The 24,596-nt window shown below is 71.9% G+C and carries 24 protein-coding genes; 13 read left to right on the plus strand and 11 right to left on the minus strand.

Annotated elements, in window-relative coordinates:
- Positions 1 to 6: 6 nt before the first annotated feature.
- The 3 genes from ACZ3HQ_RS28910 to hemL form a co-directional block, all read right to left on the minus strand.
- The gene (locus ACZ3HQ_RS28910) at positions 7 to 1,302 is read right to left on the minus strand and encodes a polysaccharide deacetylase family protein (RefSeq protein WP_467515406.1); all 1,296 of its coding nucleotides are present in this window, start codon (positions 1,300 to 1,302) and stop codon (positions 7 to 9) included.
- Between the two features lie 120 nt (positions 1,303 to 1,422).
- Positions 1,423 to 2,079, minus strand: a complete 657-nt coding sequence (locus tag ACZ3HQ_RS28915) for a histidine phosphatase family protein (RefSeq protein ID WP_467515477.1) — start codon at positions 2,077 to 2,079, stop codon at positions 1,423 to 1,425.
- Between the two features lie 59 nt (positions 2,080 to 2,138).
- Positions 2,139 to 3,455, minus strand: a complete 1,317-nt coding sequence (gene hemL, locus ACZ3HQ_RS28920; protein WP_467515408.1) for a glutamate-1-semialdehyde 2,1-aminomutase — start codon at positions 3,453 to 3,455, stop codon at positions 2,139 to 2,141.
- A gap of 337 nt (positions 3,456 to 3,792) precedes the next feature.
- On the opposite strand from hemL, the gene ACZ3HQ_RS28925 reads away from it, so the two are divergent.
- Positions 3,793 to 4,431 carry a hypothetical protein gene (locus ACZ3HQ_RS28925; RefSeq protein WP_467515410.1) on the plus strand — a complete coding sequence of 213 codons (639 nt, stop codon included), beginning with the start codon at positions 3,793 to 3,795 and terminating at the stop codon, positions 4,429 to 4,431.
- 63 nt (positions 4,432 to 4,494) lie between these two features.
- On the opposite strand, the gene ACZ3HQ_RS28930 is transcribed toward ACZ3HQ_RS28925, so the two are convergent.
- Positions 4,495 to 5,751 (minus strand): hypothetical protein, encoded by a 1,257-nt coding sequence (locus tag ACZ3HQ_RS28930; RefSeq protein WP_467515412.1) that lies wholly within the window; start codon positions 5,749 to 5,751, stop codon positions 4,495 to 4,497.
- A gap of 174 nt (positions 5,752 to 5,925) precedes the next feature.
- Between ACZ3HQ_RS28930 and ACZ3HQ_RS28935 the strand changes: the two genes are divergently transcribed.
- Complete coding sequence (locus ACZ3HQ_RS28935; protein WP_467515414.1) at positions 5,926 to 6,408, plus strand: hypothetical protein; 483 nt, start codon at positions 5,926 to 5,928, stop codon at positions 6,406 to 6,408.
- Between the two features lie 206 nt (positions 6,409 to 6,614).
- Positions 6,615 to 6,914: a hypothetical protein gene (locus ACZ3HQ_RS28940; RefSeq protein WP_467515416.1), complete on the plus strand. Its 300-nt coding sequence runs from the start codon at positions 6,615 to 6,617 to the stop codon at positions 6,912 to 6,914.
- 21 nt (positions 6,915 to 6,935) lie between these two features.
- Here the strand turns inward: ACZ3HQ_RS28940 and ACZ3HQ_RS28945 are convergent, their stop codons facing one another.
- The 4 genes from ACZ3HQ_RS28945 to ACZ3HQ_RS28960 form a co-directional block, all read right to left on the minus strand.
- Positions 6,936 to 8,363, minus strand: coding sequence for a sensor histidine kinase (locus tag ACZ3HQ_RS28945; protein ID WP_467515418.1), 1,428 nt, complete (start codon positions 8,361 to 8,363; stop codon positions 6,936 to 6,938).
- The gene (locus ACZ3HQ_RS28950; RefSeq protein ID WP_467515478.1) at positions 8,363 to 9,067 is read right to left on the minus strand and encodes a response regulator transcription factor; all 705 of its coding nucleotides are present in this window, start codon (positions 9,065 to 9,067) and stop codon (positions 8,363 to 8,365) included. The genes ACZ3HQ_RS28945 and ACZ3HQ_RS28950 overlap by 1 nt, the downstream gene beginning before the upstream one ends.
- A gap of 119 nt (positions 9,068 to 9,186) precedes the next feature.
- Entirely contained in the window at positions 9,187 to 9,681 is a 495-nt protein-coding gene (locus ACZ3HQ_RS28955) for a MarR family winged helix-turn-helix transcriptional regulator (RefSeq protein ID WP_467515420.1), read from the minus strand.
- A gap of 22 nt (positions 9,682 to 9,703) precedes the next feature.
- The gene (locus ACZ3HQ_RS28960) at positions 9,704 to 10,336 is read right to left on the minus strand and encodes a hypothetical protein (RefSeq protein ID WP_467515422.1); all 633 of its coding nucleotides are present in this window, start codon (positions 10,334 to 10,336) and stop codon (positions 9,704 to 9,706) included.
- A gap of 561 nt (positions 10,337 to 10,897) precedes the next feature.
- Between ACZ3HQ_RS28960 and ACZ3HQ_RS28965 the strand changes: the two genes are divergently transcribed.
- From ACZ3HQ_RS28965 to ACZ3HQ_RS28975, 3 genes are all read left to right on the plus strand, one after another.
- The gene (locus tag ACZ3HQ_RS28965) at positions 10,898 to 11,236 is read left to right on the plus strand and encodes a YnfA family protein (RefSeq protein WP_467515424.1); all 339 of its coding nucleotides are present in this window, start codon (positions 10,898 to 10,900) and stop codon (positions 11,234 to 11,236) included.
- 51 nt (positions 11,237 to 11,287) lie between these two features.
- The gene (locus tag ACZ3HQ_RS28970) at positions 11,288 to 12,061 is read left to right on the plus strand and encodes an SDR family NAD(P)-dependent oxidoreductase (protein ID WP_467515425.1); all 774 of its coding nucleotides are present in this window, start codon (positions 11,288 to 11,290) and stop codon (positions 12,059 to 12,061) included.
- 131 nt (positions 12,062 to 12,192) lie between these two features.
- Positions 12,193 to 13,020 (plus strand): hypothetical protein, encoded by an 828-nt coding sequence (locus tag ACZ3HQ_RS28975; protein WP_467515428.1) that lies wholly within the window; start codon positions 12,193 to 12,195, stop codon positions 13,018 to 13,020.
- A gap of 3 nt (positions 13,021 to 13,023) precedes the next feature.
- On the opposite strand, the gene ACZ3HQ_RS28980 is transcribed toward ACZ3HQ_RS28975, so the two are convergent.
- A complete protein-coding gene (locus ACZ3HQ_RS28980) occupies positions 13,024 to 14,217 on the minus strand; it encodes an RtcB family protein (RefSeq protein ID WP_467515430.1) in 1,194 nt (397 codons plus the stop codon).
- Positions 14,218 to 14,480: 263 nt separating this feature from the next.
- Here ACZ3HQ_RS28980 and ACZ3HQ_RS28985 point away from each other — a divergent pair, with 263 nt between their 5' ends.
- From ACZ3HQ_RS28985 to ACZ3HQ_RS28995, 3 genes are all read left to right on the plus strand, one after another.
- Complete coding sequence (locus ACZ3HQ_RS28985) at positions 14,481 to 15,317, plus strand: DUF3558 domain-containing protein (protein WP_467515433.1); 837 nt, start codon at positions 14,481 to 14,483, stop codon at positions 15,315 to 15,317.
- Between the two features lie 126 nt (positions 15,318 to 15,443).
- Positions 15,444 to 16,316 (plus strand): DUF3558 domain-containing protein, encoded by an 873-nt coding sequence (locus tag ACZ3HQ_RS28990; protein WP_467515435.1) that lies wholly within the window; start codon positions 15,444 to 15,446, stop codon positions 16,314 to 16,316.
- A gap of 98 nt (positions 16,317 to 16,414) precedes the next feature.
- Positions 16,415 to 17,653: a DUF2637 domain-containing protein gene (locus ACZ3HQ_RS28995; protein WP_467515437.1), complete on the plus strand. Its 1,239-nt coding sequence runs from the start codon at positions 16,415 to 16,417 to the stop codon at positions 17,651 to 17,653.
- A 65-nt stretch (positions 17,654 to 17,718) separates the two neighbouring features.
- On the opposite strand, the gene lysS is transcribed toward ACZ3HQ_RS28995, so the two are convergent.
- Positions 17,719 to 19,461, minus strand: a complete 1,743-nt coding sequence (gene lysS / locus ACZ3HQ_RS29000; protein WP_467515439.1) for a lysine--tRNA ligase — start codon at positions 19,459 to 19,461, stop codon at positions 17,719 to 17,721.
- Positions 19,462 to 19,617: 156 nt separating this feature from the next.
- Between lysS and argS the strand changes: the two genes are divergently transcribed.
- The 3 genes from argS (at position 19,618) to ACZ3HQ_RS29015 (ending at position 22,982) form a co-directional block, all read left to right on the plus strand.
- Positions 19,618 to 21,387 carry an arginine--tRNA ligase gene (gene argS / locus ACZ3HQ_RS29005; protein ID WP_467515441.1) on the plus strand — a complete coding sequence of 590 codons (1,770 nt, stop codon included), beginning with the start codon at positions 19,618 to 19,620 and terminating at the stop codon, positions 21,385 to 21,387.
- A 160-nt stretch (positions 21,388 to 21,547) separates the two neighbouring features.
- Positions 21,548 to 21,799, plus strand: coding sequence for a hypothetical protein (locus ACZ3HQ_RS29010; protein WP_130331205.1), 252 nt, complete (start codon positions 21,548 to 21,550; stop codon positions 21,797 to 21,799).
- 13 nt (positions 21,800 to 21,812) lie between these two features.
- A complete protein-coding gene (locus ACZ3HQ_RS29015; protein WP_467515443.1) occupies positions 21,813 to 22,982 on the plus strand; it encodes a flotillin family protein in 1,170 nt (389 codons plus the stop codon).
- A gap of 48 nt (positions 22,983 to 23,030) precedes the next feature.
- Here ACZ3HQ_RS29015 and hemB read toward each other — a convergent pair whose 3' ends face one another.
- Positions 23,031 to 24,023, minus strand: a complete 993-nt coding sequence (gene hemB, locus ACZ3HQ_RS29020) for a porphobilinogen synthase (protein WP_467515445.1) — start codon at positions 24,021 to 24,023, stop codon at positions 23,031 to 23,033.
- Between the two features lie 134 nt (positions 24,024 to 24,157).
- On the opposite strand from hemB, the gene ACZ3HQ_RS29025 reads away from it, so the two are divergent.
- Complete coding sequence (locus tag ACZ3HQ_RS29025) at positions 24,158 to 24,586, plus strand: hypothetical protein (RefSeq protein WP_467515447.1); 429 nt, start codon at positions 24,158 to 24,160, stop codon at positions 24,584 to 24,586.
- Positions 24,587 to 24,596 lie beyond the last annotated feature (10 nt).

Consider the following 24,596-nt stretch of genomic DNA (forward strand, 5'->3'; position numbering starts at 1 on the left):
GTATCGTCACGCGGCGTCGGCACCGGCGCTCTTGTCGCCCGTACCGGCGCTCCCGTCCGCCAGGAACGTCTTCCAGCCGCCGGCCGGCTGCTGGCCGACCTCCAGGGTGCGCAGCTTCTCCAGCACCTCGGGCCGCTGGACGTCCAGCCAGTCGGTGAACTGCCGGAAGGAGACCAGCCGCACGTCCGCTCCCTTCTCCTTCTCGCGCGCGATGTGCTTGAACGCCTCCTCGACGGAGTCCATGTAGATCCCGCCGTTCCACTCCTCGAAGTGGTTGCCGATGAAGAACGGCGCCCGGTTGGTCTCGTACGCGCGCCGGAAGCCGCTGATGTACGCCTGCGCCGACTGCTTGCGCCAGCCCGGGTAGTTGTAGGAGGGGGCCTTGGTCGAGTTGACCGACTGGTTGGCCAGCATGTTGTAGTCCATGGACAGCACCTCGAAGGAGTGTCCGGGGAACGGCACCTGCTGGAGCGGCAGGTCCCAGATGCCCTGGCGCTTGACCGGCCACGTCTGGCGGCCGCCGGGCGAGGAGGCGTCGTAGCGCCAGCCCAGCTCGCGGGCGGTGGGCAGCAGGTTGTCCTGGCCGAGCAGACAGGGGGTGCGGCCGCCGACCAGTTCCTTGTCGTAGTCGAAGGGCAGCGCGGGCAGGTCGGTCCAGCCCGTGTTGGTCCGCCACTCCTTGACGAACTTCTTGGCCTGGTCGATCTCGCTGCGCCACTGGGCGGGCGTCCAGTTGCCGACGGTGCCGGAGCCGCCGCAGAAGTGCCCGTTGAAGTGGGTGCCGACCTCGTGGCCCTCCAGCCACGCCCGGCGCACGTTGGTCAGCGTGGCCTTGACGTGCTCGTCGGTGAGGTAGCCGATGTCGGAGGCGCCGCGCGGGTTGTTCGGCGGGTTGTAGAGGCGCTTCTTCGACTCGGGCAGCAGATACAGCCCGGAGAGGAAGAAGGTCATGCTCGCGCCGTGCTCCTTGGCCAGGTCCAGGAAGCGCGGGAAGAGACCGTTGCCGACCTCGCCGGCGCCGTCCCAGGAGAAGACCACGAACTGGGGCGGGGTCTGACCCGGCTCCAGCGGCTCGGGGCGGGCGGGCTGGTGGGGCTGCCTGCCGGTGAAGGCGGTGGAACCGTCCCCGATGGGGCGGGCCTTGGCGGGGGTGCTGCCGCTGGGCGAGGGCTTGCCCTCTTCTCCGGAACCGCCGGGGTGCTTGCCGCCGCCCACGGAGGCGGAGGTACCGCAGCCGGCGAGTCCGGCCGCCGCCGCTCCCGCGCCGAGGCCGAGTATTCCCCGCCGGGTGATGGTCTGCATGAAGCTCCCCGATTCGTCACGCCTACTGGTTGCACCCAGTCAGATGATGTGACGAACGGGGAGGTTCCTCGATCGGGCGGTTCAGGTGGTGGTTCAGGCGGTTCAGGCGGTTCAGGCGGTTCAGGCGCCGAAAGCCTTGCCCTGCGCGGCAGAGCCCTTCTGCGGCTTGGCACCGGCACGCAGATGCGCCGGGACCAGGTCGATCGCGGGCTCGCTGTAGCCGACGGAGACGATCTTGTCGCCGAGGTAGGTGAAGGACGTCAGCGAGGCCAGCGTGCACTGCCGCTTGCGCGGGTCGTGCCAGAGCCGGCGCCGCTCGACGTAGCTGCGCACGATCCAGATCGGGAGCTGATGGCTCACCAGCACCGCCTCGTGCCCGCGTGCCGCGTCCTTGGCCGCGTTCAGCGCGCCCATCATCCGCACCACCTGGTCGACGTACGGCTCGCCCCAGGACGGCCGGAACGGGTTGACCAGGTGCTTCCAGTTGTCCGGGTTGCGCAGCGCGCCGTCCCCGACGCCGAAGGTCTTGCCCTGGAAGACGTTGTCGGCCTCGATGAGCCGGGCGTCGGTGGCGAGGTCGAGACCGTGCGCCTTGGCGATCGGGCCGGCCGTCTCCTGCGCCCGCTCCAGCGGGGAGGCGATGACCTGGGTGATGTCGCGCGACGCCAGGTGCTCGCCGACCCGCTCGGCCATCTTCCGGCCCAGCTCGGAGAGGTGGTAGCCGGGCAGCCGCCCGTACAGCAGGCCGTCGGGGTTGTGCACCTCGCCGTGGCGCATCAGGTGGACGACGGTGACGTCCTTCTCGCCGGACGTGTTCTCGGGGTGCTCGGGGGTGGTCACGCGGTCGCCTCCGCGGCGGCTCGGGCCGCCGCCGGGAGGGCGTCGGCGATCTTCTGGATGGCCCGCTCGTCGTGGGCCGTGGACACGAACCAGGACTCGAAGGACGACGGCGGCAGGTACACGCCGTTCGCCAGCAGCGAGTGGAAGAACGCGGTGAAGCGGAACGACTCCTGCCGCTTGGCGTCCTCGTACGTGCGCACCTGCCGGTCGGTGAAGAACACCGAGAACATGTTGGAGGCGTGCTGCAGCCGGTGGGCCACGCCCTCCTTGGTCAGCGCCTCGGTGACCAGCGACTGGATCTGCGCGGAGACCGCGTCGACCGTGTCGTACGCCGCGTCGTCCAGCAGCCGGAGCTGGGCCAGACCGGCGGCGGTGGCGACCGGGTTACCGGAGAGGGTGCCCGCCTGGTACACCGGGCCGGCCGGGGCGAGGTGCGCCATGACGTCGGCGCGCCCGCCGAACGCGGCCGCGGGGAAGCCGCCGCCCATCACCTTGCCGAAGGTCATCAGGTCGGGCTTCACGCCGTCGACGCCGTACCAGCCGGCGCGGCTCGTGCGGAAGCCGGTCATCACCTCGTCGGAGATGTACAGCGCGCCGTTCTTGGCGCAGGCGTCCTTCAGGCCCTGGTTGAAACCGGGCTCCGGCGGGACGACGCCCATGTTGCCCGGCGACGCCTCGGTGATCACACAGGCGATCTCGCCGGGGTGGCGGTGGAACGCCTCCTGCACGGCCTCCAGGTCGTTGTACGGCAGCACGATGGTGTCGCCCGCCTGCGCACCGGTGACACCGGGGGTGTCGGGCAGCGCGAAGGTGGCGAGGCCCGAGCCGGCGGCGGCCAGCAGGGAGTCGACGTGACCGTGGTAGCAGCCGGCGAACTTGATCACCTTGGACCGCCGGGTGAACCCTCGGGCCAGCCGGATCGCCGACATGGTGGCCTCGGTGCCGCTGCTGACGAGACGGACCTGCTCGACCGGCTCGACACGGGCAACGATCTCCTCGGCGAGCGCGACCTCGCCCTCACCGGGCGTACCGAAGGACGTGCCGCGCGCGACCGCCTCCTGGACGGCGGCGATGACCTCGGGGTGCGAATGGCCCAGGATCATCGGACCCCAGGAGCACACCAGGTCGACGTACTCCCGCCCGTCGGCGTCGGTCAGGTACGGCCCGCTGCCCGAGACCATGAACCGGGGCGTGCCGCCGACCGCGCGGAAGGCGCGCACCGGCGAGTTCACGCCACCCGGCGTGACCTCGGAGGCGCGGTCGAAGAGCGCCTGCGAGGCGGGCGCTTCGTAGGGGTAGGGCGTTTCGCTCATGACGTGCGGCTTCTCCGAGTTCTCGGACTCCGGTGGGCTGGTGACTCCCTCAGGGTAGGCGGAGCGGCCGGGCGACGGAGCCGTGGCCCGTCCGGGCGCGTGCAGGCGCTCTCGGGGTGCCGATCCGGCCGACCTTCCAGGCCGGTCTTTCACGATCTGCGAGACTGACACCTGATACACACACCTCCGCGGCACGTAGTGATCTGAGACCGGGAAGATCCTGCGGACTTCGGTTTCACCGCACGTTTCGGCGGGCGGCCGTGGGGGAGGTCACTGACACGATGATCGGGTTGCGCGGCGGGGGCCACGCGTCCTAGAAAAGCACTCGGGTGGAGATATGCATCGCGGTGGCGGACTGGGCGAGGGGACTGACGACCTGGGTCCTCGGCGAGCCCGGCGGGGAAGGCACCGGCGCGAAGCGGAGGAAGCGACCGAAACACGTCAGGCCGACGCACGTCAGGCACAGGGTCTGCCGAGTGAGCCCGGGCGGGACGACCGGGCCGCCGGCCTCGGGGCGGCAAGCAGAAATGGTGGTCGGGTGGGGGTGACGTACAAATACTTCGGTGCGCCGGACGGCGCGACCGCGGCCCGCGTCCCCATCTCGATGCGTCCCGAGGAACTCGGCGGCGACGAGCTGGGCATGAACGGCATGTTCACCAAGATCAAGCCGGAGACGATGGCCGCGATGGTGCTGACCGGCATCGAGGGCGTCCCCCTCCACAAGGTCCCGCCCCTCGAACTCGTCGTACTCCACCCGGACTACGCCGTCGTCAAACTCCCCATGACCGTCGTCGACCCCCTCCGCGACATAGGCGAGGAAGCGGTCGGCGCGGCGGCCTTCATCTGGTCCACGGTCCCGGACCGCGGCGGCCCCCGCGACGCCTTCAACGTGTACCAACTCCTGCACGAGTGGCAAGACTTCAGCCATCGACTGCATGAGGCGGGGCATCAGCCCTATTGCTTGGTGTGGCCGTGAGCCAAGGTTTGTGGAGGTGGGGCCGGCCGGGCGCCCGCCTCCGCCGCGACGCCGTCTGACGGCTCAGCCCGTCCGCTCCGCCCCCACGAAGTCCACCACCGCCAGCGCGAACAGCAACGCCAGCGCGATGCCCACGACCACCCAGCCGGTGGGGTGCGGCCACAGGACGAACGCGACCACCGCCCCTGCCACCAGCAGCCGGCCGAGCCAGACGCGGTGGCGGTGGACGAAGGGGCCCACCGGGCCGGTGTGGAGGCCGAGGCGGTCGGTCTGGGTGCGGGCCGCGCCGATGCCCGCGTGCCAGATCTGGCGGAGGGCGGAGGCGTGGCGGCCGGGGCCGCTGAGCCAGGCGGCCAGGGCGAGGACCACGCCGAGGGCGACCACCGCCCGTACCGCCGTGCGCAGGAAGCGGGTCAGGGTGTCGTAGACCGCCCCGGCGGCGGACTGGGACACCGAGGCGGGCAGCGCGTCCAGGTAGAAGGCGCGGAAGACGGTCAGGCCCACGCCCAGCAGCAGGGCGGTGACGGCGAAGCCGAGGGCCGCCGCGACCAGCGCCCGGCGGCGGCGGACCGCGAGCAGCACCCCGCCGGCGAGCAGCAGCGCGGCGACGACGGGCAGCCACACCCCGGCCAGTTGCAGCAAGCGGAAGTACGTCTGGAGATCGGCGACCTTCTCCGTCCGCAGGACCGTGAAGTCCGTGTGCACGTCCGGGATCTTCGCCGCGGGCTTCAGACCCGCGTCCACCAGCCGGGCCTTGACCTGCTCGATGACCGGGGCCAGATCGACCGTCACCGCGTCGCCCTCGATCCGTACCGCTCCCCCGCCGCTGCCGGTCAGTGCCTTGTCGACCGTGGTGTGGAGCCGGCGGTTGGCGTCGGTCCAGAAGCGGGCGAAGGTCTCGGAGGCGACGACCTCGCGCGCCTTGTCCTTGACGAAGCCGGACAGCGCGTCCTCGAGCGAGGACCCGAGAGCACCCAGGGCCTTCTCCAGCCGGGGCCGGTCGGCGGGGGCGGCTTCCTTCAGCAGGGCGGAGAGGTCCAGGTACCGCATCAGCGCGCCGGTGATCCGGTCGGCGGCGGCGTCCTGCACGGCGGGGTCCTGCGCGAGGGGCGCGACGGTGGCGACGTAGCGGTCGGTGTCGTCCGCCAGGTCGGCCGTCCACGTGGCGACCAGGGCGAGGGGCGCCAGCAGGCAGCCCAGGACGATCAGCACGGCCGCGCACGCCGAGCGCGTCCGGTGCCGGGCACGCGGCCGGGACTCCAGCGCGTCGACGCGCTCCCGCAGCCGGGCCAGGTCGTCGCCCGGCTCCCGATCCGCCATGCCGGCCCACCTCCGTCGAAGTCCCCGTAGCAGCAGCACACCCCGTGACCCGCGGGTACGCGAGCGACCGTGGGCCGTTCAGGTGTGCGTGCCCCACGCCTGCCGCACCCGGCGTGCGGACACCGGCGACCGGCCCTTCACTGGGGGCAGCGGAGCCGAATTCGGGAGGCTGGCATGGCTGGGTGCGGGACACGGCGGGCGGTCGGTACGGCCCTGGTGGTGGCGCTCGGCGTCGCGGTGACCGGCTGCTCGGACGGCAACAGCCCCTCCGGCCAGGCCAGCAAGGCCGCCTCGGCCGCCTCCTCCCTCGCCTCGCGCGCCTCCGGCACGGTGGCCTCGGCCACGGCGGAGGCCAAGCGGAAGCTGGACCAGGTCAAGGGCGGGGTGGACGCCAAGAAGGACGTTTCGGTGGGAAAGGTCACCACCGGCAAGGACGGCGTACCCACGACCGAGGTGTCCGCGAAGAACACCACGGGCGACAGGAAGAGCTTCACCGTCCAGGTCAACTTCCGTGACTCCAAGGGCGATCTGGAGGACACGGTGATCGTGAACATCGACGGTGTCGCCGCGGGCGCGACCGGCCGGGCCACCGCCCGCAGCCACCGCGAGCTGACCGGCGACATACGGGCCGACGTGGGGACGGCGCTGCGGCACTGAGCCGTCGGCCATGATGGAGCCATGAGCAAGGGGCCGTATACGGCCTCGCTCGCCAGTCCGGACGCCAGAGCCGTCGCCCGGAGGGGCCGGCCGTCGTTGTCCACACCCGGGGAGCAACCGCACGGCAATCACGCCCGCACCGGGCCGCGCCTACGTATCGTAGGTTTTCAACCGCCCCCAGCCACAAGCCAGTTCATCGGGGAGACATGCACCAGACACGAGCCGAGACCGAACCGGCGCGGACCGCGTCGACGCCGGTCGTCGATGTGCGGGACCTGAAACCCACCCTGACCCTGCTCTTCGTCAGCCTCGCCATCGCGGCCGTCGGCGTCTACGAACTGTGCGGCTTCGGCCTGCACAGCCTCGACCAGCGCCCGCATCTGTTCAGCGACGGCCTGACCACCGGCGGGGTGATCGTCGCCGCGGTCGCGGCCGGAGCCGCGGTCGGCAACCTGGCCTGGACCCTCTCCGCGGCCCGCCGGGGCCCCGAGGACGAGCGCGCCTAGGGCCTGTCCGGCGGACAGGCCCTACCCCTCGGCGGGGCCCACTCCCCCGCCGACCGTGAACCCGATCACCGCGCCCCCGCCCTCCCTGCGGTAGGCGAACGGCGCGCCGCCGTGGGCCATGGCGATCTCCCGCACGATGGACAGCCCGAGCCCCGAGCCGGGCTGGGAGCGCGCGTCGGCCGCCCGGTAGAAGCGGTCGAAGACGCGCAGCAGGTCGCCCTCGGCGATACCGGGCCCCCGGTCCAGCACCTCCACCCGGACCGTGCCCGCCGCCGCCCCGGCCACCCGCACCTCGATGGGCTCCGTGCCCTCCCGGTCGAACTTGGCCGCGTTCTCCACCAGGTTCGACAGCGCCCGCTGAAGCAGCCCCGGCCGGCCCTCCGCGTACGTGTCCCCGCTCACCGCCAGCACGATCCGCCGCCCGGTACGGCGCCCGGCCAGCCCCACCACGTCCTCCGCCACGTCCGCGAGGTCCACCCGCTGCGGCGGCTCGGAGTCCGACTGCCCGGCGGCAAGGTCCACCAGCTCGTTGACCAGGTCGGTCAGCTCCCGCGCCTCCAGCGTGAGGTCCGCCACCAGGTCCTCCCGCGTCTCCGGCGGCAGCTCGTCGATCCGGCGCAGCAGCGAGATGTTGGTCCGCAGCGAGGTCAGCGGGGTGCGCAGCTCGTGCCCGGCGTCCTGCACCAGCCGCCGCTGGTCCTCCTCGGACTGGGCGAGCCGGCCCAGCATCCGGTCGAAGGCGCGGCCCAGGCGCCCCACCTCGTCCGGCCCGGTCACCGGCACCTGGATGCCCAGGCGGCGGGTACGGGCCACGTCCTCGGCGGCGGAGGTCAGCAGCACCAGGCGCCGGGTGATGCGGCGGGCCAGCCACCAGCCGAACAGCCCGGCGCCCACCACCACGGCCGCCATCAGGATCAGCGTGCGCTGCTGGAGGGTGCGCAGCAGGTCCTCGGTGTCGCTGAACTCCTGCGCCACCTGCACCGCGCCCCGCCCCCGGCCGAGCGAGACGGTGGCGACCCGGAAGAGGTCCTCCCCGACCCGTACGTCCTTGTGCTCGGCCAGCTTCCCCGCGCCCGGCGCGGCGGCCACCTCGCGGTCGCGGGCGGTGACGGGCAGGCCGGGGGAGCCGTGGTCCACGACCTCGCCGCCCGGCCCCAGCACCTGTACGTCCGTACGGGCGGGCCGCACCAGGTCGTGGCCGGGCCGGGCCGAGGAGAAGTCGTCCGGGGTCATCGGGTGCTGCCGCACCTCCGCCTGCACATCCCGCACGACCTGCGTGAACACCGACTGCTGGTCCACCCGGACCAGGCGGGCGGCCGAGCCGTACGACAGGATGCCGACCAGGATCGTGACGGCGGCGGTGACGGCCGCGAACGACACGGCGAACGTGGTGCGCAGCGAGCGCAGTCCGGTGCGGGAGCCGCCCGGCAGCCGCCAGGTGCGGCCCACTACTCCTCCCGCAGCACGTACCCCACACCGCGCACGGTGTGGATGAGCTGCGGGGCGCCGGGGGCGTCCAGCTTGCGGCGGAGATAGCCGACGTAGACGGCGAGGTTCTTGGAGCCGGGGCCGAAGTCGTAGCCCCAGATGCGGTCGTAGATGGTGGCGTGGTCGAGCACGATGCCCGCGTTGCGCACCAGCAGCTCCAGCAGCTCGAACTCGGTTCGGGTCAGCTCCAGTTCGCGTCCCGCGCGCCAGGCGCGGCGGGCCTGGAAATCCATCCGGATGCCCGCGCCCTCGATCTGCCGGTCGGAGAGCTGCGCGTCACGGGCCGGGCCGGGCTCACCCGCGGGGGCGGGGCTCGTACGGCGCAGCAGCGCGCGCAGACGGGCGAAGACCTCCTCGACGTCGAAGGGCTTGACCACGTAGTCGTCGGCGCCCGCGTCCAGGCCCGCGATCCGGTCGGCGGTCTCCACCAGCGCGGTGAGCATCAGGATCGGGGTGCGGTCGCCCTCGGCGCGCAGCACCCGGCAGACCTGGAGGCCGTCGATGCCGGGCATCATCACGTCCAGCAGCAGCACGTCCGGCGGGGTGCGGTGGGCCTGCGCCAGCGCCTCGACGCCGTCGGCGACCGCCGTCACCGCGTAGCCCTCCAGGGTCAGGGCCCGCTCCAGGGCGTGGCGGATGGCGCGGTCGTCCTCGGCGAGGAGCACGGTGGGGGGTGTGGTGGGGGGGGTGGTGTGGGGCACGGTCTGGGGCACGCCCCCAGTCTGCCAAGGGCGGCGGCGCTCCGGCCGGGGCCGGGGGTCCCGGGGCGCCCTTTTTACCCGGCTCACACCTCGCCTTCGGTGTCCCGGCCCTCCCGCAGCCGGGCGATCCGCTCCCCGGTGAACTCCACCGTGCGCTGCATGTGCCCGATGATCACGGCGAGTTCGGTGTCGTCCAGCTCCCCGAAGATGCGCGACCAGTCGCCGGACAGCTCCTCCCAGGCATGCCGGAACTCCGCGATCCGCTCCGGTACGGGGATGACCAGCACCCGGCGCCGGTCGCCCGCGTCCCGGCGCCGTACGACGTACCCGGCGCGCTCCAGCCGGTCCACCAGGCGGGTCGCGGAGCCGGTGGTGAGGCCGGTCAGCGCGGCGACATGGCCGGTGGTGACGGGCTCGGGCTCCAGGGTGAGCAGGTTCAGGCACTGGAGGTCGGTGGGGTGCAGGCCGATGCGGTCGGCGACGGCCTGGTTGAACAGGGCGTACGAGGCGATGTAGCGGCGGGACACCGCGTCCAGCTCCGCGAGCAGCCGGGGCCGCGCGCTGTCGTTCCCGGCCATGCCGGCCTCCTCGCGTCGCGGGTCAGAACGAGTACTCGTCGCCGGTGGGCAGGACCAGGACCCGCAGCCGGTCGTTGCTGCGGTCGGGGTCGCTGATCCCGCCGTTCCACGCGGTCTCCACCTCCAGGGTCACCTCCGGCGCGGGCACCCGCAGCCGGACGCCCAGCCGAATCTCCTCCCCCGCCTGGCCCGCGACGAGCGCGCCGGTCCCGCAGACCACCGTCCGCTCCCCGGTCCGCGCGCACCCCGGCGACAGCGACACCGCCCCGGCGGGCCCCACCGACCACCGCACCCGCACACTCGCCTCCGGCACGGCGGCAGGCCCATGGTCGCGCGGCGTGAGCCGGACCTCCATCCGGCCCCCGTCGATCACGGCGTGCCCGTGAAAGGCGAGGTCGGCACGGGGGGTGGGGCCGGTGTGCGCCGGGGCGGCGGCCACGGAGCCGCCGCCGGGTGCGGCCGCCGTCCGACCGAGCCTGGACGCAGACACCGCCCGGCCGACGCCGGGTGCCGAGACAGCGGAGTCGCCGCCGGTTACAGCCGCCGTCCGGCCGGGGCCGGGGGCAGGCGCCATCCGGCCGACGCCGGGTGCCGGGACGGCGGAGTCGCCGCCGAGTACGGCCGCGGTCCGGCCGGGGCCGAGGGCAGGCGCCATCCGGCCGACCCCGGGTGCGGCCGCTGTCCGACGACTGGATGCAGGCACCGCCCGGCCGACGCCGGGTGCCGAGACGGCGGAGTCGCCGCCAGGTGGGGCCGCCGCCCGGCCGGGGCCGGGGGCAGGCGCCACCGGGCCGACCCCGGATGCGGCCGCTGTCCGGCGGCTGGATGCAGGCGGCGTCCGGCCGACGCCGGGTGCCGGGGCGGCGGAGTCGCCTCGGGATACAGCCGCCGTCCGGCCGGGGCCGGGGCCGGGGGCAGGTGCCGTCCGGCCGACCCCGGGTGCCGGGGCGGCGGAGTCGGCGCCGGGTGGGGGCGCCGGGGAGGCGGAGGCCGGTGCCGCGGGGGCGGGGGCGGGGCGGACCGTGGCCCGGGCCGGGCCTTCCGCCCACAGCAGGCCGCCCGCGCAGGCGCCCAGCAGCAGCCATGCCCTCGTCCGTACGCGCACGCCGACCACTCCCGTTCCCGTCACCGTTCCGCCCACCCGATGTATGCCACGCGAGCCGGACCGCAGGCGCCCTCCAACAGGTGAACGCGGGGCGCGTGCCAGGCTTCCCCCATGCTGATCGTGCGCTCCGCCGCCCTGTTCGTCGTCGCCGCCCTCTTCGAGATCGGCGGCGCGTGGCTGGTCTGGCAGGGACTGCGCGAGCACCGTGGCTGGCTGTGGATGACCGGCGGGGTGCTGGCGCTGGGCGCGTACGGGTTCGTCGCCACCTTCCAGCCGGACGCCCACTTCGGCCGCATCCTCGCGGCGTACGGCGGCATCTTCGTGGCCGGGTCGATCCTGTGGGGCGTGGTCGCGGACGGCTACCGCCCGGACCGCTTCGACCTCATCGGCGCCCTGATCTGCCTGGCCGGCATGGCCGTGATCATGTGGGCCCCGAGGAACGGCGGCTGAGGCTCGCCTAGGCTGGACGCGAGTCCGCGATCCCTCTTCCAGGAGCAGCCCATGGCCAGCGCCCCCTCCGCCGCGTCCCGTATCGCCGTCGTCACGGGCGCGAGCAGCGGTATCGGCGCGGCCACCGCGCGGCAGCTCGCGGCGGCCGGGTACCGGGTGGTGCTGACCGCGCGCCGGGCGGACCGTATCGAGGCGCTGGCGAAGGAGCTGACCGAGGCGGGCCACTCGGCCACCGCCTACCCGCTGGACGTGACGGACCGGGCGGCCGTGGACGAGTTCGCCGGGGCGTTCCGCACCATCGGCGTCCTGGTCAACAACGCGGGCGGCGCGCTCGGCGCGGACCCGGTGGCCAGCGCCGACCCGGAGCACTGGCGCACGATGTACGAGACGAACGTCATCGGCACCCTCAACCTCACCCAGGCCCTGCTGCCCAAGCTGGAGGCGAGCGGCGACGGCACGGTGGTCGTCGTCTCCTCCACCGCCGGCCTCTCCACCTACGAGGGCGGCGCGGGCTACGTCGCCGCCAAGCACGCGGAGCACGTCCTCGCCGAGACCCTCCGCCTGGAGATCGTCGGCAAGCCGGTCCGGGTCCTGGAGATCGCCCCCGGCATGGTCAAGACCGAGGAATTCGCCCTCACCCGCTTCGCCGGCGACACGGAGAAGGCCGCCAAGGTCTACGAGGGCGTGGCCGAACCCCTCACGGCGGACGACGTGGCCGAGTCCATCACCTGGGCCGTGACCCGCCCCGCCCACGTCAACATCGACCTCATGGTCCTCCGCCCCCGCGCCCAGGCCAGCAACACGAAGGTCCACCGGGAGCTGTGAGGCGCATACCCGGCGGCCACCGGCCGGGTAACTCACACGGGGGAACCTCTTAGATCACCCGCCTCATAAGCGAACTGGCGCCCTAGCCTCACGTCAACCATCGTCGTGACGCGAGAAGCAGGGGCTTCACCGTGGCCTTCCACGAGCAAGACCGCCACCGGTTCATGGACCTCACGGTCCCCGAGTACGCCTACATGTTCGGCTTCCTACAGGCCGACGGTCACCTCGCGAAGGGCACCGGCCAGAAGGGCGCCCTCACCGTCGAACTCGGGCTGCGCGACGCCGCGATCCTCCGCGCCTTCGCGGGATTGACCCCGTACCGGAGCAGCATCACCGAGCGCACCCGCTCCACCAACTTTGCCGCGACGCACACCTCCGCCACCTGGCGCCTGTACGCCCTCGAAGCCCGGACGAAGCTCAACGCGCTCGGCCTGCCGTACGGCAGGAAGTCGGGGACGGTCGCTCCGCCGCGCGTCGAGTTCTCCGGGCACGACTACGTAAGGGGACTGATCGACGGTGACGGGTCGGTCGGCCTCACCGGGAAGGGGCGCCCCTTCCTCGGACTGACGACGGCCAGCACGGCCATCGCCGCGTACGTGTGCGACTTTGGCGCCGAGACGACGGGAGTGGAGCGAAGCGTCCGGCGCAACGCGCGGGACGGCATGTACAACGTCCTCTGGACGAACGAGGCGGCCCAGCGGCTGGCCGCCGCCCTGTACTACCCGGACTGCCTGGCCCTCGACCGTAAACGGACGGCCGCCCGGTCCGTCACCGCATGGGTGCGGCCTGTGGGCATGCGGGCCGCGTACGCCCCGCGCCGCTGGAGCCCCGACGAGGACCGGGTCCTGCTGAACATCGACTCGCCCACCGCGGCCGCCGAAGCGCTGGGCCGGACGACGCAGAGCTGCAACCTCCGCCTCTGGCGCCTCCGCACCGGCCAGGTTCCCCGTCCGGCCTGACGGTCAACCCTTCACGCAGACGAACTGCTTCAGCTTGGCGACGACCTCGACGAGGTCCGTCTGCTGGGCCATCACCTGGTCGATGTCCTTGTAGGCGGCCGGGATCTCGTCCAGGACGCCCGCGTCCTTCCGGCACTCGACGCCTCGCGTCTGGGCCTCCAGGTCCCGCACAGTGAACCGGCGCTTGGCGGCGGACCGGCTCATCCGCCGGCCGGCGCCGTGCGAGGCCGAGTTGAAGGACTTCTCGTTCCCAAGTCCCTTCACGACGTACGAACTGGTCCCCATCGATCCCGGAATGATCCCGAACTCACCGGAGCCGGCCCGGATCGCGCCCTTGCGGGTCACCAGCAGGTCCATGCCGTCGTACCGCTCCTCGGCCACGTAGTTGTGGTGGCAGGAGATCTCCGGCTCGAAGGACGGCTTCGCCTTCTTGAACTCCTTGCGGATGACGTCCTTCAGGAGCGCCATCATGAGGGTGCGGTTGAACTTGGCGTACTCCTGCGCCCAGTAGAGGTCGTTCCGGTACGCGGCCATCTGCGGGGTGTCCGACACGAACACCGCGAGGTCGCGGTCGACCAGCCCCTGGTTGTGCGGGAGCCTCTGGGCGACTCCGATGTGGTACTCGGCCAGTTCCTTGCCGATGTTGCGGGAGCCGGAGTGCAGCATGAGCCAGACCGCGCCCTCGGTGTCCAGGCAGCACTCGATCAGGTGGTTGCCGCCGCCCAGCGTCCCCACCTGCGACGCCGCCCGGTCCCGGCGGAAGCGCACCGGCTCCGCGACCGTGTCGAAGCGGGACCAGAACGTGTCCCAGCCCGAGGTGGGCAGGGCGTGGAAGCGGGAGGGGTCGAGGGGGGTGGTGTGCATGCCCCGGCCCACCGGGATGACCTGTTCGATACGGGAGCGGAGACGGGTGAGGTCGCCGGGGAGGTCGTTGGCCGTGAGGGAGGTCCTGACCGCGGACATGCCGCAGCCGATGTCGACGCCCACCGCGGCCGGGCACACCGCGTCGCGCATGGCGATGACCGAGCCGACCGTCGCGCCCTTGCCGTAGTGCACGTCCGGCATCACGGCGAGGCCCTTGACCCAGGGCAGGGTGGCCACGTTCTGGAGCTGGCGCAGCGCGCCGTCCTCGACGGTGGCCGGGTCGGCCCACATCCGCACCGGGACACGGGCGCCCGGTATCTCCACGTACGACATGACTGATCAATCCCCCAAGGACGACATGACAACTCATATGCCGGACAAGGGACATCGCTCGCGGAAGTCACCCGAACCGGCAGAACGCAAAAGCGGCGCCAGGGCCGGTGAAATGGGACAGGGGACCGGCGACCACGGCGGTGCGTGCGATACACATTGTGTCCAGCAGGCGCCCCGCCGCGGCAAGCGATTAACCAGCGGGGACACTGGAGCATCGACCGGGCACCGCCGTCGGGTCGCACACCGTCCTAAGGAGCCCGACCGTGCAGCGGAAGGCGTACATCACCGGCACCGCCGCCCTCCTCGCGGCCCTGCTGGCAGGCTGCAGCTCGGGCTCCGGCGGCACCGCCCCCACCGACGACGCCAACCCCGGTGACGCCGCCTCCGCCTCCGCCGCCGCGCAGCCCGGCCGGTACCGCACTCTGCCCGAGCCCTGCGGCGCCGTCGGCCACGACACCCTCGGCACCCTCCTCCCCGGCATCCAGCAGCTCACCGACCCCGACCAGCGCGACAAGGCGTACCGGGGCGTGCCCGCGCTGACCTACGACACCGACCGCAAGGTGGGCTGCCGCTGGAAGGTGGAGTCCACCCTCGCCACCGACCGCCTCTCGGTCGACTTCGAGCGCGTGGTGTCGTACGACGGCGCGGTCAGTGACGACACCCAGGCGCAGAAGCTGTTCCAGGACATGGCCAAGGCAGCCGACCTCCCCGTGCCCTCGCTGTCCGCGCCCGCGTCCCCGAGCACCAGCACCAGCGCCGGCCCGAGCGGCAGCGGCACTCCGTCCCCCTCCGCCGACCCCTCCGGCAGCGCCTCCACCGACCCGGCGCCGGGCGGCTCCGGCAGCGCCGCGCCCACCGACCTCCAGCCCCGCGTGCTGCCCGACCTCGGTGACGAGGCGTACCTGGACGACCAGCTCGGCTCGTCCGGTTCGACCGCCGAACCCCGGACGGTGACTGTGGTGTTCCGCACGTCCAACGTGGTCGTCACCATCGACTACGAGGAGCAGCCGATGGCCGTCGGCGCGGTCCCCGACAGCAAGGAAATGCAGGACAGGGCACGCGATCTGGCCTCTCAACTGGCCGACGTGCTGGACGGCTGACGCCCTCTCGCCCGCCTTCGACCCCCTCCCCCGAGGCGCCCTTTCGGCGACCGCGTGCCGCGCGTACCGCGTACGGTGGCCCCGCAGGAACCCGCATGAACACCGAGCGTCACGAGTGAAGGAACCATGCAGCGAGCAGCCCAGCGAGACGACCGTGCCCAGCGTGGACCGCGTGCCACGCGTCTGAGCCGTGCCCTGGTGTGCGCGGCAGCCGTTCCCGCGGTACTGATCACCGCGGCCTGTTCCTCGGACTCCGGCGAGGCCCCGGGCAAGGCGGGCGCCTCCGCCGAGCAGTCCGCAGGCAAGGGCTCCGGGCAGCCCTCGGCGAAGCCCTCCCCCACCGTGCAGGCGTCGGTGTTCCGCAAGCTGCCCGAGCCGTGCAAGGTGCTGCCCAAGAAGACGCTGGGCGACCTGGTGCCGGAGGCGGACACGGACGGCAAGAAGGGCTCGACCGACAACGCCGCGAACCGGTCCTCCTGCTCCTGGACCAGCCTGGACAACAACGGCGTCAAGGGCTCGCAGTTCCGCTGGCTGAACGTCTCCCTGCTGCGCTTCGACTCCGACACCTCGCGCGGCAGCGGCAACGACCAGGCGCACGCGTACTACACGCGCCAGGTCGAGGACGCCAAGGCCGCCTCGGGCGCGAAGAACGTCAAGACGGAGGCGCTCGGCGGCACCGGCGACGAGGCGACCGCCGTGCACTACGACCTGAAGAAGAAGGAAGGCGCCTTCAAGCAGCAGACGGTGGTCGCGCGCGTGGAGAACGTCGTGATCACCCTCGACTACAACGGCGCCGGTCTCGCGGGCGACAAGACCCCGGACGCGGACGACCTCACGGCGGACGCCAAGAAGGCGGCCAAGGAGGCGGTCACGTCGGTGGCCGGTGCCAACGGCCGTGAGACGGAAGGCGCTTCGCCCTCTGCCACCCCGTCGAAGGGCGCCTCCAAGTCCCCCGCCCCCAAGGGCTCGGCGTCCTCCTCCGCCCCCAAGAAGGGCTGACCGACACCACGTTCGGCGCACACCTGTGCCACTCTGTTGCGCGCAACAACACGCAAGGGAGGGGAGTACGAGTGGCCGCGCCAATGCAGTTGACTCGGATGCACCGCGTTCTGATCGGCGTGGTCGTCACCGGCGCCCTGGTCATCGCCGGTATCGGCTTCGCCGGTTCGTACGCGGCCGTCCGGGAGCTGGCCCTGAAGAAGGGCTTCGGGAACTTCTCGTACGTGTTCCCGGTCGGCATCGACGCGGGCATCTGCGTACTGCTCGCGCTCGACCTGCTGCTGACCTGGATGCGCATCCCCTTCCCGATGCTGCGTCAGACGGCCTGGCTGCTCACGGCCGCGACGATCGCCTTCAACGGGGCCGCCGCCTGGCCGGACCCGCTGGGCACCGGCATGCACGCGGTGATCCCGATCCTGTTCGTCGTCTCCGTCGAGGCGGCCCGGCACGCGGTCGGCCGGATCGCGGACATCACCGCCGACAAGCACATGGAGGGCGTCCGCCTCACCCGCTGGATGCTCTCCCCGCTGCCCACGTTCCTGCTGTGGCGGCGGATGAAGCTGTGGGAGCTGCGCTCCTACGAGCAGGTCATCAAGCTGGAGCAGGAACGTCTCGTCTACCAGGCCCGGCTGCGCTCCCGCTTCGGCCGCGCCTGGCGCCGCAAGGCCCCGGTGGAGTCCCTGATGCCGCTGCGCCTGGCCCGCTACGGCGTCCCGCTGGCGGAGACCGCCCCGGCGGGCCTCGCGGCGGCGGGCATCGAGCCCGTCCTGCTGCCCCCGGCACCGGAACCGGCGCTCCCCCAGCCGGCCCCGGCCGCGCTCCAGGCCGCGCCCGCCCCGGCACCGGCGGCCGCCCCGGTGCAGCCGGCCCCGGCCCCGCAGCAGGCTCCGCCCCCGGAGCCCGAGGACGAGAACAGCCCCTGGTTCCAGACGCCCCCGCGTGACATCGACTACCACGGCGGCTACGACCCGTCCTTCGACCCCGGCCCGGACCCCCAGTACTTCCCCGAGGAGCAGTACGGGGACTGGTACGAGGAGCAGCCCCCGGAGCGGTTCCAGCAGCCCTCCCCGGAGGAGACCGGCAGCTTCCCGATACCCGTCGGCCCCAATCGCACCCGCGAACTGGGCGAGGGCGGCGGACCGGCGGAGCCGGACGAGGAGGACCTGTACCAGGTCTTCAGGCAGTCGATAGACGGCAGTTACCCGACCCCGCTGGTGCTCGGGGACAACATCAAGGCGACGTACGGCATCAGCCCGGACCCTGCCGTCCTGAAGGCTCTGGCGGAACGCTTCCAGCGACGCCGTGAGGCCGAGTTGGAAGAGGACCACATCGCCTGACCCCGCTTACGCGAGGAGGGGGCGCCCGGTGATGACACCGGGCGCCCCCTCCTCGTATGCGCGGCCTACTCCCCGAGCAGGGCCCGCACCCGCTCCTGACCGACCGCCAGCAGCAGCGTGGGCAGGCGCGGGCCGGTGTCCCGGCCGACGAGCAGGTGGTACAGCAGGGCGAAGAAGGTCCGCTGGGCCGTCTTGATCTCCGGCGGCAGCTCCTTGGGCGTGGCGTCGGCGGAGAAGCCGGCGCGTACCTTCGGGACGCCGTAGACGAGGTGGGTCAGGCCGTCGAGCGACCAGTTGTCCGCGAGCCCGTCGGCCAGCAGGCGCAGGGACTCACGGGCCTCCTCGTCCAGGGACTTCAGCAGCTCGGCGTCCGGCTCCTCGCGCACGATGGTGCGCTGGTCGGCGGGGACGTAGGTGTTGATCCACGCCTCGGCCTTGTCGTACCGGGGGCGGGCGTCCGCGAGGTCGGTGATCGGGTTGGCCGGGTCCAGCTCGGACAGGATGCGCAGCGCCTGGTCCTGGTGGCCGGCCGTGATGTCCGCGACCGAGGCCAGGGTGCGGTACGGCAGCGGGTGCGCGGTCTTCGGCAGCTCACCGGCGGCGGTGCCGACGGCGCGGGTGTACGCGGCGACGTCACCGGGGAGCGCGGAGCCGTCCTCCACCTTTCCGGCGAGCTTGTCCCACTCGTCGTAGAGCCGCTGGATCTCCTGGTCGAAGGCGATCTTGAAGGACTGGTTGGGGCGGCGGCGGGCGTACAGCCAGCGCAGGAGCTGCGGCTCCATGATCTTCAGCGCGTCGGCCGGGGTGGGCACACCGCCGCGCGAGGACGACATCTTGGCCATGCCGGAGATGCCGACGAAGGCGTACATCGGGCCGATGGGCTGCTCGCCGTCGAAGATCCCGACGATCTGGCCGCCGACCTGGAAGGACGAGCCCGGCGAGGAGTGGTCGACGCCGGAGGGCTCGAAGATCACGCCCTCGTAGGCCCAGCGCATCGGCCAGTCGACCTTCCAGACCAGCTTGCCCCGGTTGAACTCGCTCAGCCGGACCGTCTCGCCGAAGCCGCAGGCGGTGCAGGTGTAGGCCAGCTCGGTGGTGTCGTCGTCGTAGGAGGTGACGGTGGTGAGGTCCTTGCCGCACTCGCCGCAGTACGGCTTGTAGGGGAAGTACCCGGCGGAGCCGGAGCTGCCGTCGTCCTCGGCGGCCGCGCCGGAACCCTCCTCGGCCTCCAGCTCGGCCTCGTCGACCGCCTTCTGCTGCGGCTTCTTCCCCGGCGCCTTCTTGGTGCGGTACTGGGCGAGGATCGCGTCGATGTCACCGCGGTGCTTCATCGCGTGCAGGATCTGCTCGCGGTAGACACCCGAGGTGTACTGCGCGGTCTGGCTGATCCCGTCGAACTCCACACCCAGCTCGGCGAGCGCCTCGGTCATGGCGGCCTTGAAGTGCTCGGCCCAGTTCGGGTACGCGGAGCCCTCCGGCGCCGGGACCGAGGTCAGCGGCTTGCCGATGTGCTCGGCCCAGGACTCGTCCACGCCCGCGATCCCGGCCGGGACCTTGCGGTAGCGGTCGTAGTCGTCCCAGGAGATCAGGTGCCGGACCTGGTACCCGCGCCGCCGGATCTCGTCCGCGACCAGGTGCGGGGTCATGACCTCGCGCAGGTTGCCCAGGTGGATCGGGCCGGAGGGGGAGAGCCCGGAGGCGACGACGACCGGTTTCCCCGGAGCCCGACGCTCCGACTCCTGGATGACGTCATCCGCGAAACGGGAGACCCAGTCGGTGGTCTCGGGGCTCTGAGCCACGATCGGCACGTCCTTCGGTTCGGAGTGTTGTTGGTCCGGCGGTCGCTCGTCCGCTGGCCTCCTCCCATAATCCCAGACACCCCCGCACGCGAAAAAACGGCTTTACCCCCCGTGGGATACTGGCCGGGACCATCCATTCCCACGAGGAGAACGGCACCCTTACCTATGGCCTCGGTCACGTCCCTCCGCGACTCCGTCCAGCAGCACCTCGCCTCCGCCCTCTCGGCCGCCCTGCCGGAGGCCGCGGACGCGGACCCGCTGCTGCGACGAAGTGACCGGGCCGACTACCAGGCCAACGGCATCCTCGCGCTCGCCAAGAAGGCCAAGGCCAACCCGCGCGAGCTGGCCACGCAGGTCGTCTCCGGCATCGTCACCGGCGAGGTGATCGCGGACGTCGAGGTCTCCGGCCCCGGCTTCCTCAACATCACCGTCGCGGACAAGGCGATCACCGAGAACCTGGCCGCCCGGTACGCGGACGAGACCGGCCGCCTGGGAGTGCCGTACGCCGCGCACCCCGGCACCACGGTGATCGACTACGCGCAGCCGAACGTGGCCAAGGAGATGCACGTCGGCCACCTGCGCTCGGCGGTCATCGGCGACGCGATGGTGCGGCTGCTGGAGTTCACCGGCGAGAACGTGGTCCGGCGCCACCACATCGGCGACTGGGGCACCCAGTTCGGCATGCTCATCCAGTACCTGGACGAGCACCCGCACGAGCTGGACCACAAGGAGTCCGAGGTGTCCGGTGAGGAGGCGATGTCCAACCTGGACCGCCTCTACAAGACCGCGCGCAGGCTGTTCGACTCCGACGAGGAGTTCAAGACCCGCGCCCGGCGCCGGGTGGTCGACCTCCAGGCGGGCGACCCGAAGACCCTCGCCATCTGGCAGAAGTTCGTGGACGAGTCGAAGATCTACTTCTTCTCCGTCTTCGACAAGCTGGACATGGAGGTCCGCGACCCCGACATCGTCGGCGAGTCCGGGTACAACGACATGCTCGCGGAGACCTGCCGCCTGCTGGAGGAGTCCGGCGTCGCGGTCCGCTCCGAGGGCGCGCTGTGCGTGTTCTTCGACGACATCAAGGGCCCGGAGGGCAACCCGGTCCCGCTGATCGTCCAGAAGTCCGACGGCGGCTACGGCTACGCGGCCACCGACCTCTCCGCGATCCGCGACCGCGTCTTCAACCTCAAAGCGTCCACCCTGCTGTACGTGGTGGACGCCCGGCAGGCCCTGCACTTCCGGATGGTCTTCGAGACCGCGCGCCGGGCGGGCTGGCTGAACGACGACGTGACCGCGGTCCAGTTGGCCTTCGGCACGGTCCTCGGCAAGGACGGCAAGCCGTTCAAGACCCGTGAGGGCGAGACGGTCAAGCTGGAGAACCTGCTGGACGAGGCCGTCGAGCGGGCCACCGCCGTGGTGCGGGAGAAGGCCGAGAAGGTGGGCCTGACCGAGGACGAGATCGTCGAGAACGGCCGGTACGTCGGCGTGGGCGCCGTGAAGTACGCCGACCTGTCCACCTCGGCCGTGCGGGACTACAAGTTCGACCTGGACCAGATGGTCTCGCTCAACGGCGACACCTCGGTGTACCTCCAGTACGCGTACGCCCGTATCCAGTCCATCCTCCGCAAGGCCGGCGAGGCCCGCCCCGCCGCCCACCCGGAGCTGGCGCTGGCCCCGGCGGAGCGCGCGCTGGGCCTGCACCTGGACCAGTTCGCGGAGACGGTCCTGGAGGTGGCCGCGGCCCGCGAGCCGCACAAGATGGCCGCCTACCTCTACCAGCTCGCCTCGCTGCTGACGTCGTTCTACGACCAGTGCCCGGTGCTGAAGGCCGACTCCCCCGCCCAGGTGGAGAACCGCCTCTTCCTGGTCGACCTGACGGCGCGCACCCTGCACGAGGGCATGGCGCTGCTGGGCATCCGGACGCCCGGCAAGCTCTGACCCGTACGACCCCGAGACGGCCCGGCCCGCCCCCGCGCGGACCGGGCCGTTTCGCATGCCGACGGCCCTTCAAAAGCCAGAGAAAACCTTGGTGTACGCCCGTCATCGGCAGGTCTATCGTCGGAGCCGAGGACCAGAAACGACGGGAGGCAGCCGGACGATGGCCCAGGACGAAGCCGTGATCGGCTGCACGGGGGAACTGCTCATCGGCACGCGCGGCTCCGCCGGTCCCGGCGAGATCCTGGTGCGGGTCAGAGGCGGCTCCGAGACCTTCCTCGCCTGGTCGCAGGAGCCGCTGCCGCGCGGGGCGACCGTACTCGTCATCGAGTCACGGGGGCTGCGTGAGGTCGATGTCATCGCGTGGGGCGATCCATTGGACACGCTGGGCGGGCTGTCCGCCGGCGTCGACTGAGGAGACGAGCAGTATGTTCGGTTACCGCGTTCCCGCTCCCGACGAGGCGATGCTGATCTCGGGTGGCAGGCGGGGACTGGGGGGCGCGCCGTTCCGGGTGGTGACGGGGCACGGGAAGTTCGTGCTGCCCGTGTTCCGCAAGGTCCGCTTCCTCACGCTGTCGATGTGCGAGGCCGAGGTCACCGAGACCTGTGTGACCAGGCAGGGCATCGCCCTGCACGTCCGCGCCGTGATCGCGTTCAAGGTCGGCAACGACCCGGAGAGCATCATCAACGCCGGTCAGCGCTTCCTCTCCGACCAGGAGCAGATGTCGGTGCTGACCGGGCGGATCTTCGCGGGCCACCTGCGCGCGATCATCGGCTCCATGACGGTCGAGGAGATCGTCACCGAGCGGCAGAAGCTCGCGGCGGAGGTGCTGGACACCTCCAAGACGGAGATGGCGAAGATCGGTCTGACCGTGGACTCGCTCCAGATCCAGTCGATCGACGACGGCAACACCGGGTACATCGACGCGATGTCCGCCCCGCACAAGGCGGCCATCCGGCGGCAGGCCCAGATCGCCCAGGCCCAGGCCAACCAGGCCGCCGCCGAGGCGGAGCAGGTCGCGGCCCGCAAGCAGGCGGAGTACGCCCGGCAGACGGCGGTGGTCCAGGCGGAGTACTCGGCGCAGGTGGACCGCGCCCAGGCCGAGGCCGCCCAGGCCGGACCGCTGGCGCAGGCGCACGCGCAGCAGGAGGTGCTCGCCGCCCAGACCGAACTGGCGCTGCGCAAGGCGAAGTTGCGTCAGCAGGAACTGGTCGCGGAGATCGTGAAGCCCGCCGAGGCGGAGGCGGAGCGGGTCCGGGTGCTCGCCATCGCGGACGCCGAGCGGATGAAGATCCAGGCCGAGGCGGCGGCCTCGCACGACCGGGTCGCGCTGGACCGGATGCTGATCGACCAGCTCCCGCAGATCGTGAAGGAGGCCGCGGGCGGCCTCAAGGGCGCCAACGTCAACGTCCTGAACGGCGCGGACGGCCTGGGTGAGATAGCGGCCGGTCTGGTCGCCCAGGGTCTGACCATCCTGGACTCGGTCCGCAACAACCTCAGCGGCCAGAACGGCAACCAGCCGTCCGACGGCGAGCAGCACAAGGGCCGCCTGGAGATACAGGGCCCGCGCGTCTCGGAGGCCGACGGGGCGAAGTAGCCGGCCCCGGTCACCGCGCCGCACCACGGCGCGGTGACCGCCGACCGCTCAGCGCAGCTTCCGCGCCACCTCGGTGGCCCAGTAGGTGAGGATGTTCCGCGCCCCCGCCCGCTTGATCCCCGTCAGGGACTCCAGGATGGCCCGGTCGCGGTCGATCCAGCCCTTCTCGGCGGCGGCCTCGATCATCGAGTACTCGCCGGACACCTGGTAGGCGGCCACCGGCACGTCCACCGCGTCGGCGACCCGCGCCAGGATGTCCAGGTACGGCCCGGCCGGCTTGACCATGACCATGTCCGCGCCCTCGGCGAGGTCCAGCTCCAGCTCGCGCAGCGACTCGCGCAGGTTGGCCGGGTCCTGCTGGTAGGTCTTACGGTCGCCCTGGAGGGAGGAGCCGACAGCCTCACGGAAGGGCCCGAAGAAGGCGGAGGCGTACTTCGCGGTGTACGCGAGGACCGCCACGTCCTCCCGGCCGATCTGGTCCAGCGCGTCGCGTACGACCCCGATCTGGCCGTCCATCATGCCGCTCGGGCCCACCACATGGGCGCCCGCGTCGGCCTGGACCTGCGCCATCTCGGCGTACCGCTCCAGCGTGGCGTCGTTGTCGACCCGGCCCTCGGCGTCCAGGACCCCGCAGTGGCCGTGGTCGGTGAACTCGTCCAGGCACAGGTCGGCCATGACGAGGAGGTCGTCGCCGACCTCGGCGCGCACGTCGCGCAGGGCGACCTGGAGGATGCCGTCCGGGTCGGTGCCCGGCGTGCCGAGCCCGTCCTTCTTCGACTCCTCCGGCACCCCGAAGAGCATGATCCCGGAGACGCCCGCCTCGGCGGCCTCCAGCGCGGCCTTCTTCAGGCTGTCGCGGGTGTGCTGCACGACACCGGGCATCGCCCCGATCGGCACCGGCTCGCTCACGCCCTCCCGGACGAACGCCGGAAGGATGAAGTCGGCCGGATGCAGCCGCGTCTCCGCGACCATCCGACGCATGACGGGCGAGGTCCGCAGCCGCCGCGGCCGCGCACCGGGAAAGGAACCGTACTTCGACATATCCCCTACGCTACGCCCGCGGGGAGCGGGCCTTTGCCGACGGGATGTCGGGCTTTTTTTCGGCGGTCGATATCCACGGAACGGGGTACGGCCATAAGCTGTTGAGCCTCAACTGATCGCCGGTCAAGGGGGACATGGTGCTGGTAGAGGCATTGGTGGCGCTGTCGGCAGCAGGCGGAAGCGCCGTCGTACAGGCTGCGGGGACAGATGCCTGGAGCGCGCTGCGCACAGGTGTCGCCCGTCTGCTCGGCCGGGGTGAGACGACACGGGAGCAGGGCGAACTGGAGCGGCTGGACCGCACCCGGAGCGTGCTGGAGGCGGCGACGGCGGACGAGATCGAGCAGGTCCGTGTGGCGCAGGCCGCGGTCTGGAGCAGCCGTCTGGAGATGCTCCTCGAGGAGTTGCCCGAGGCACAGCGGCAACAGGCGGCTACCGAGCTGCGGGCTCTTGTCGACCAGACGGTGACCGACGCGGGCCGGCCGGTGCACAACGATTTCCGCGGGTCGACCTTCGAGAAGTCGGCGGTGCAGGGCAGCGGCACGCAGCACAACACGTTCAACTGAGGGGCGAGGC

The sequence above is a fragment of the Streptomyces sp. NPDC018263 genome, assembly GCF_055562575.1.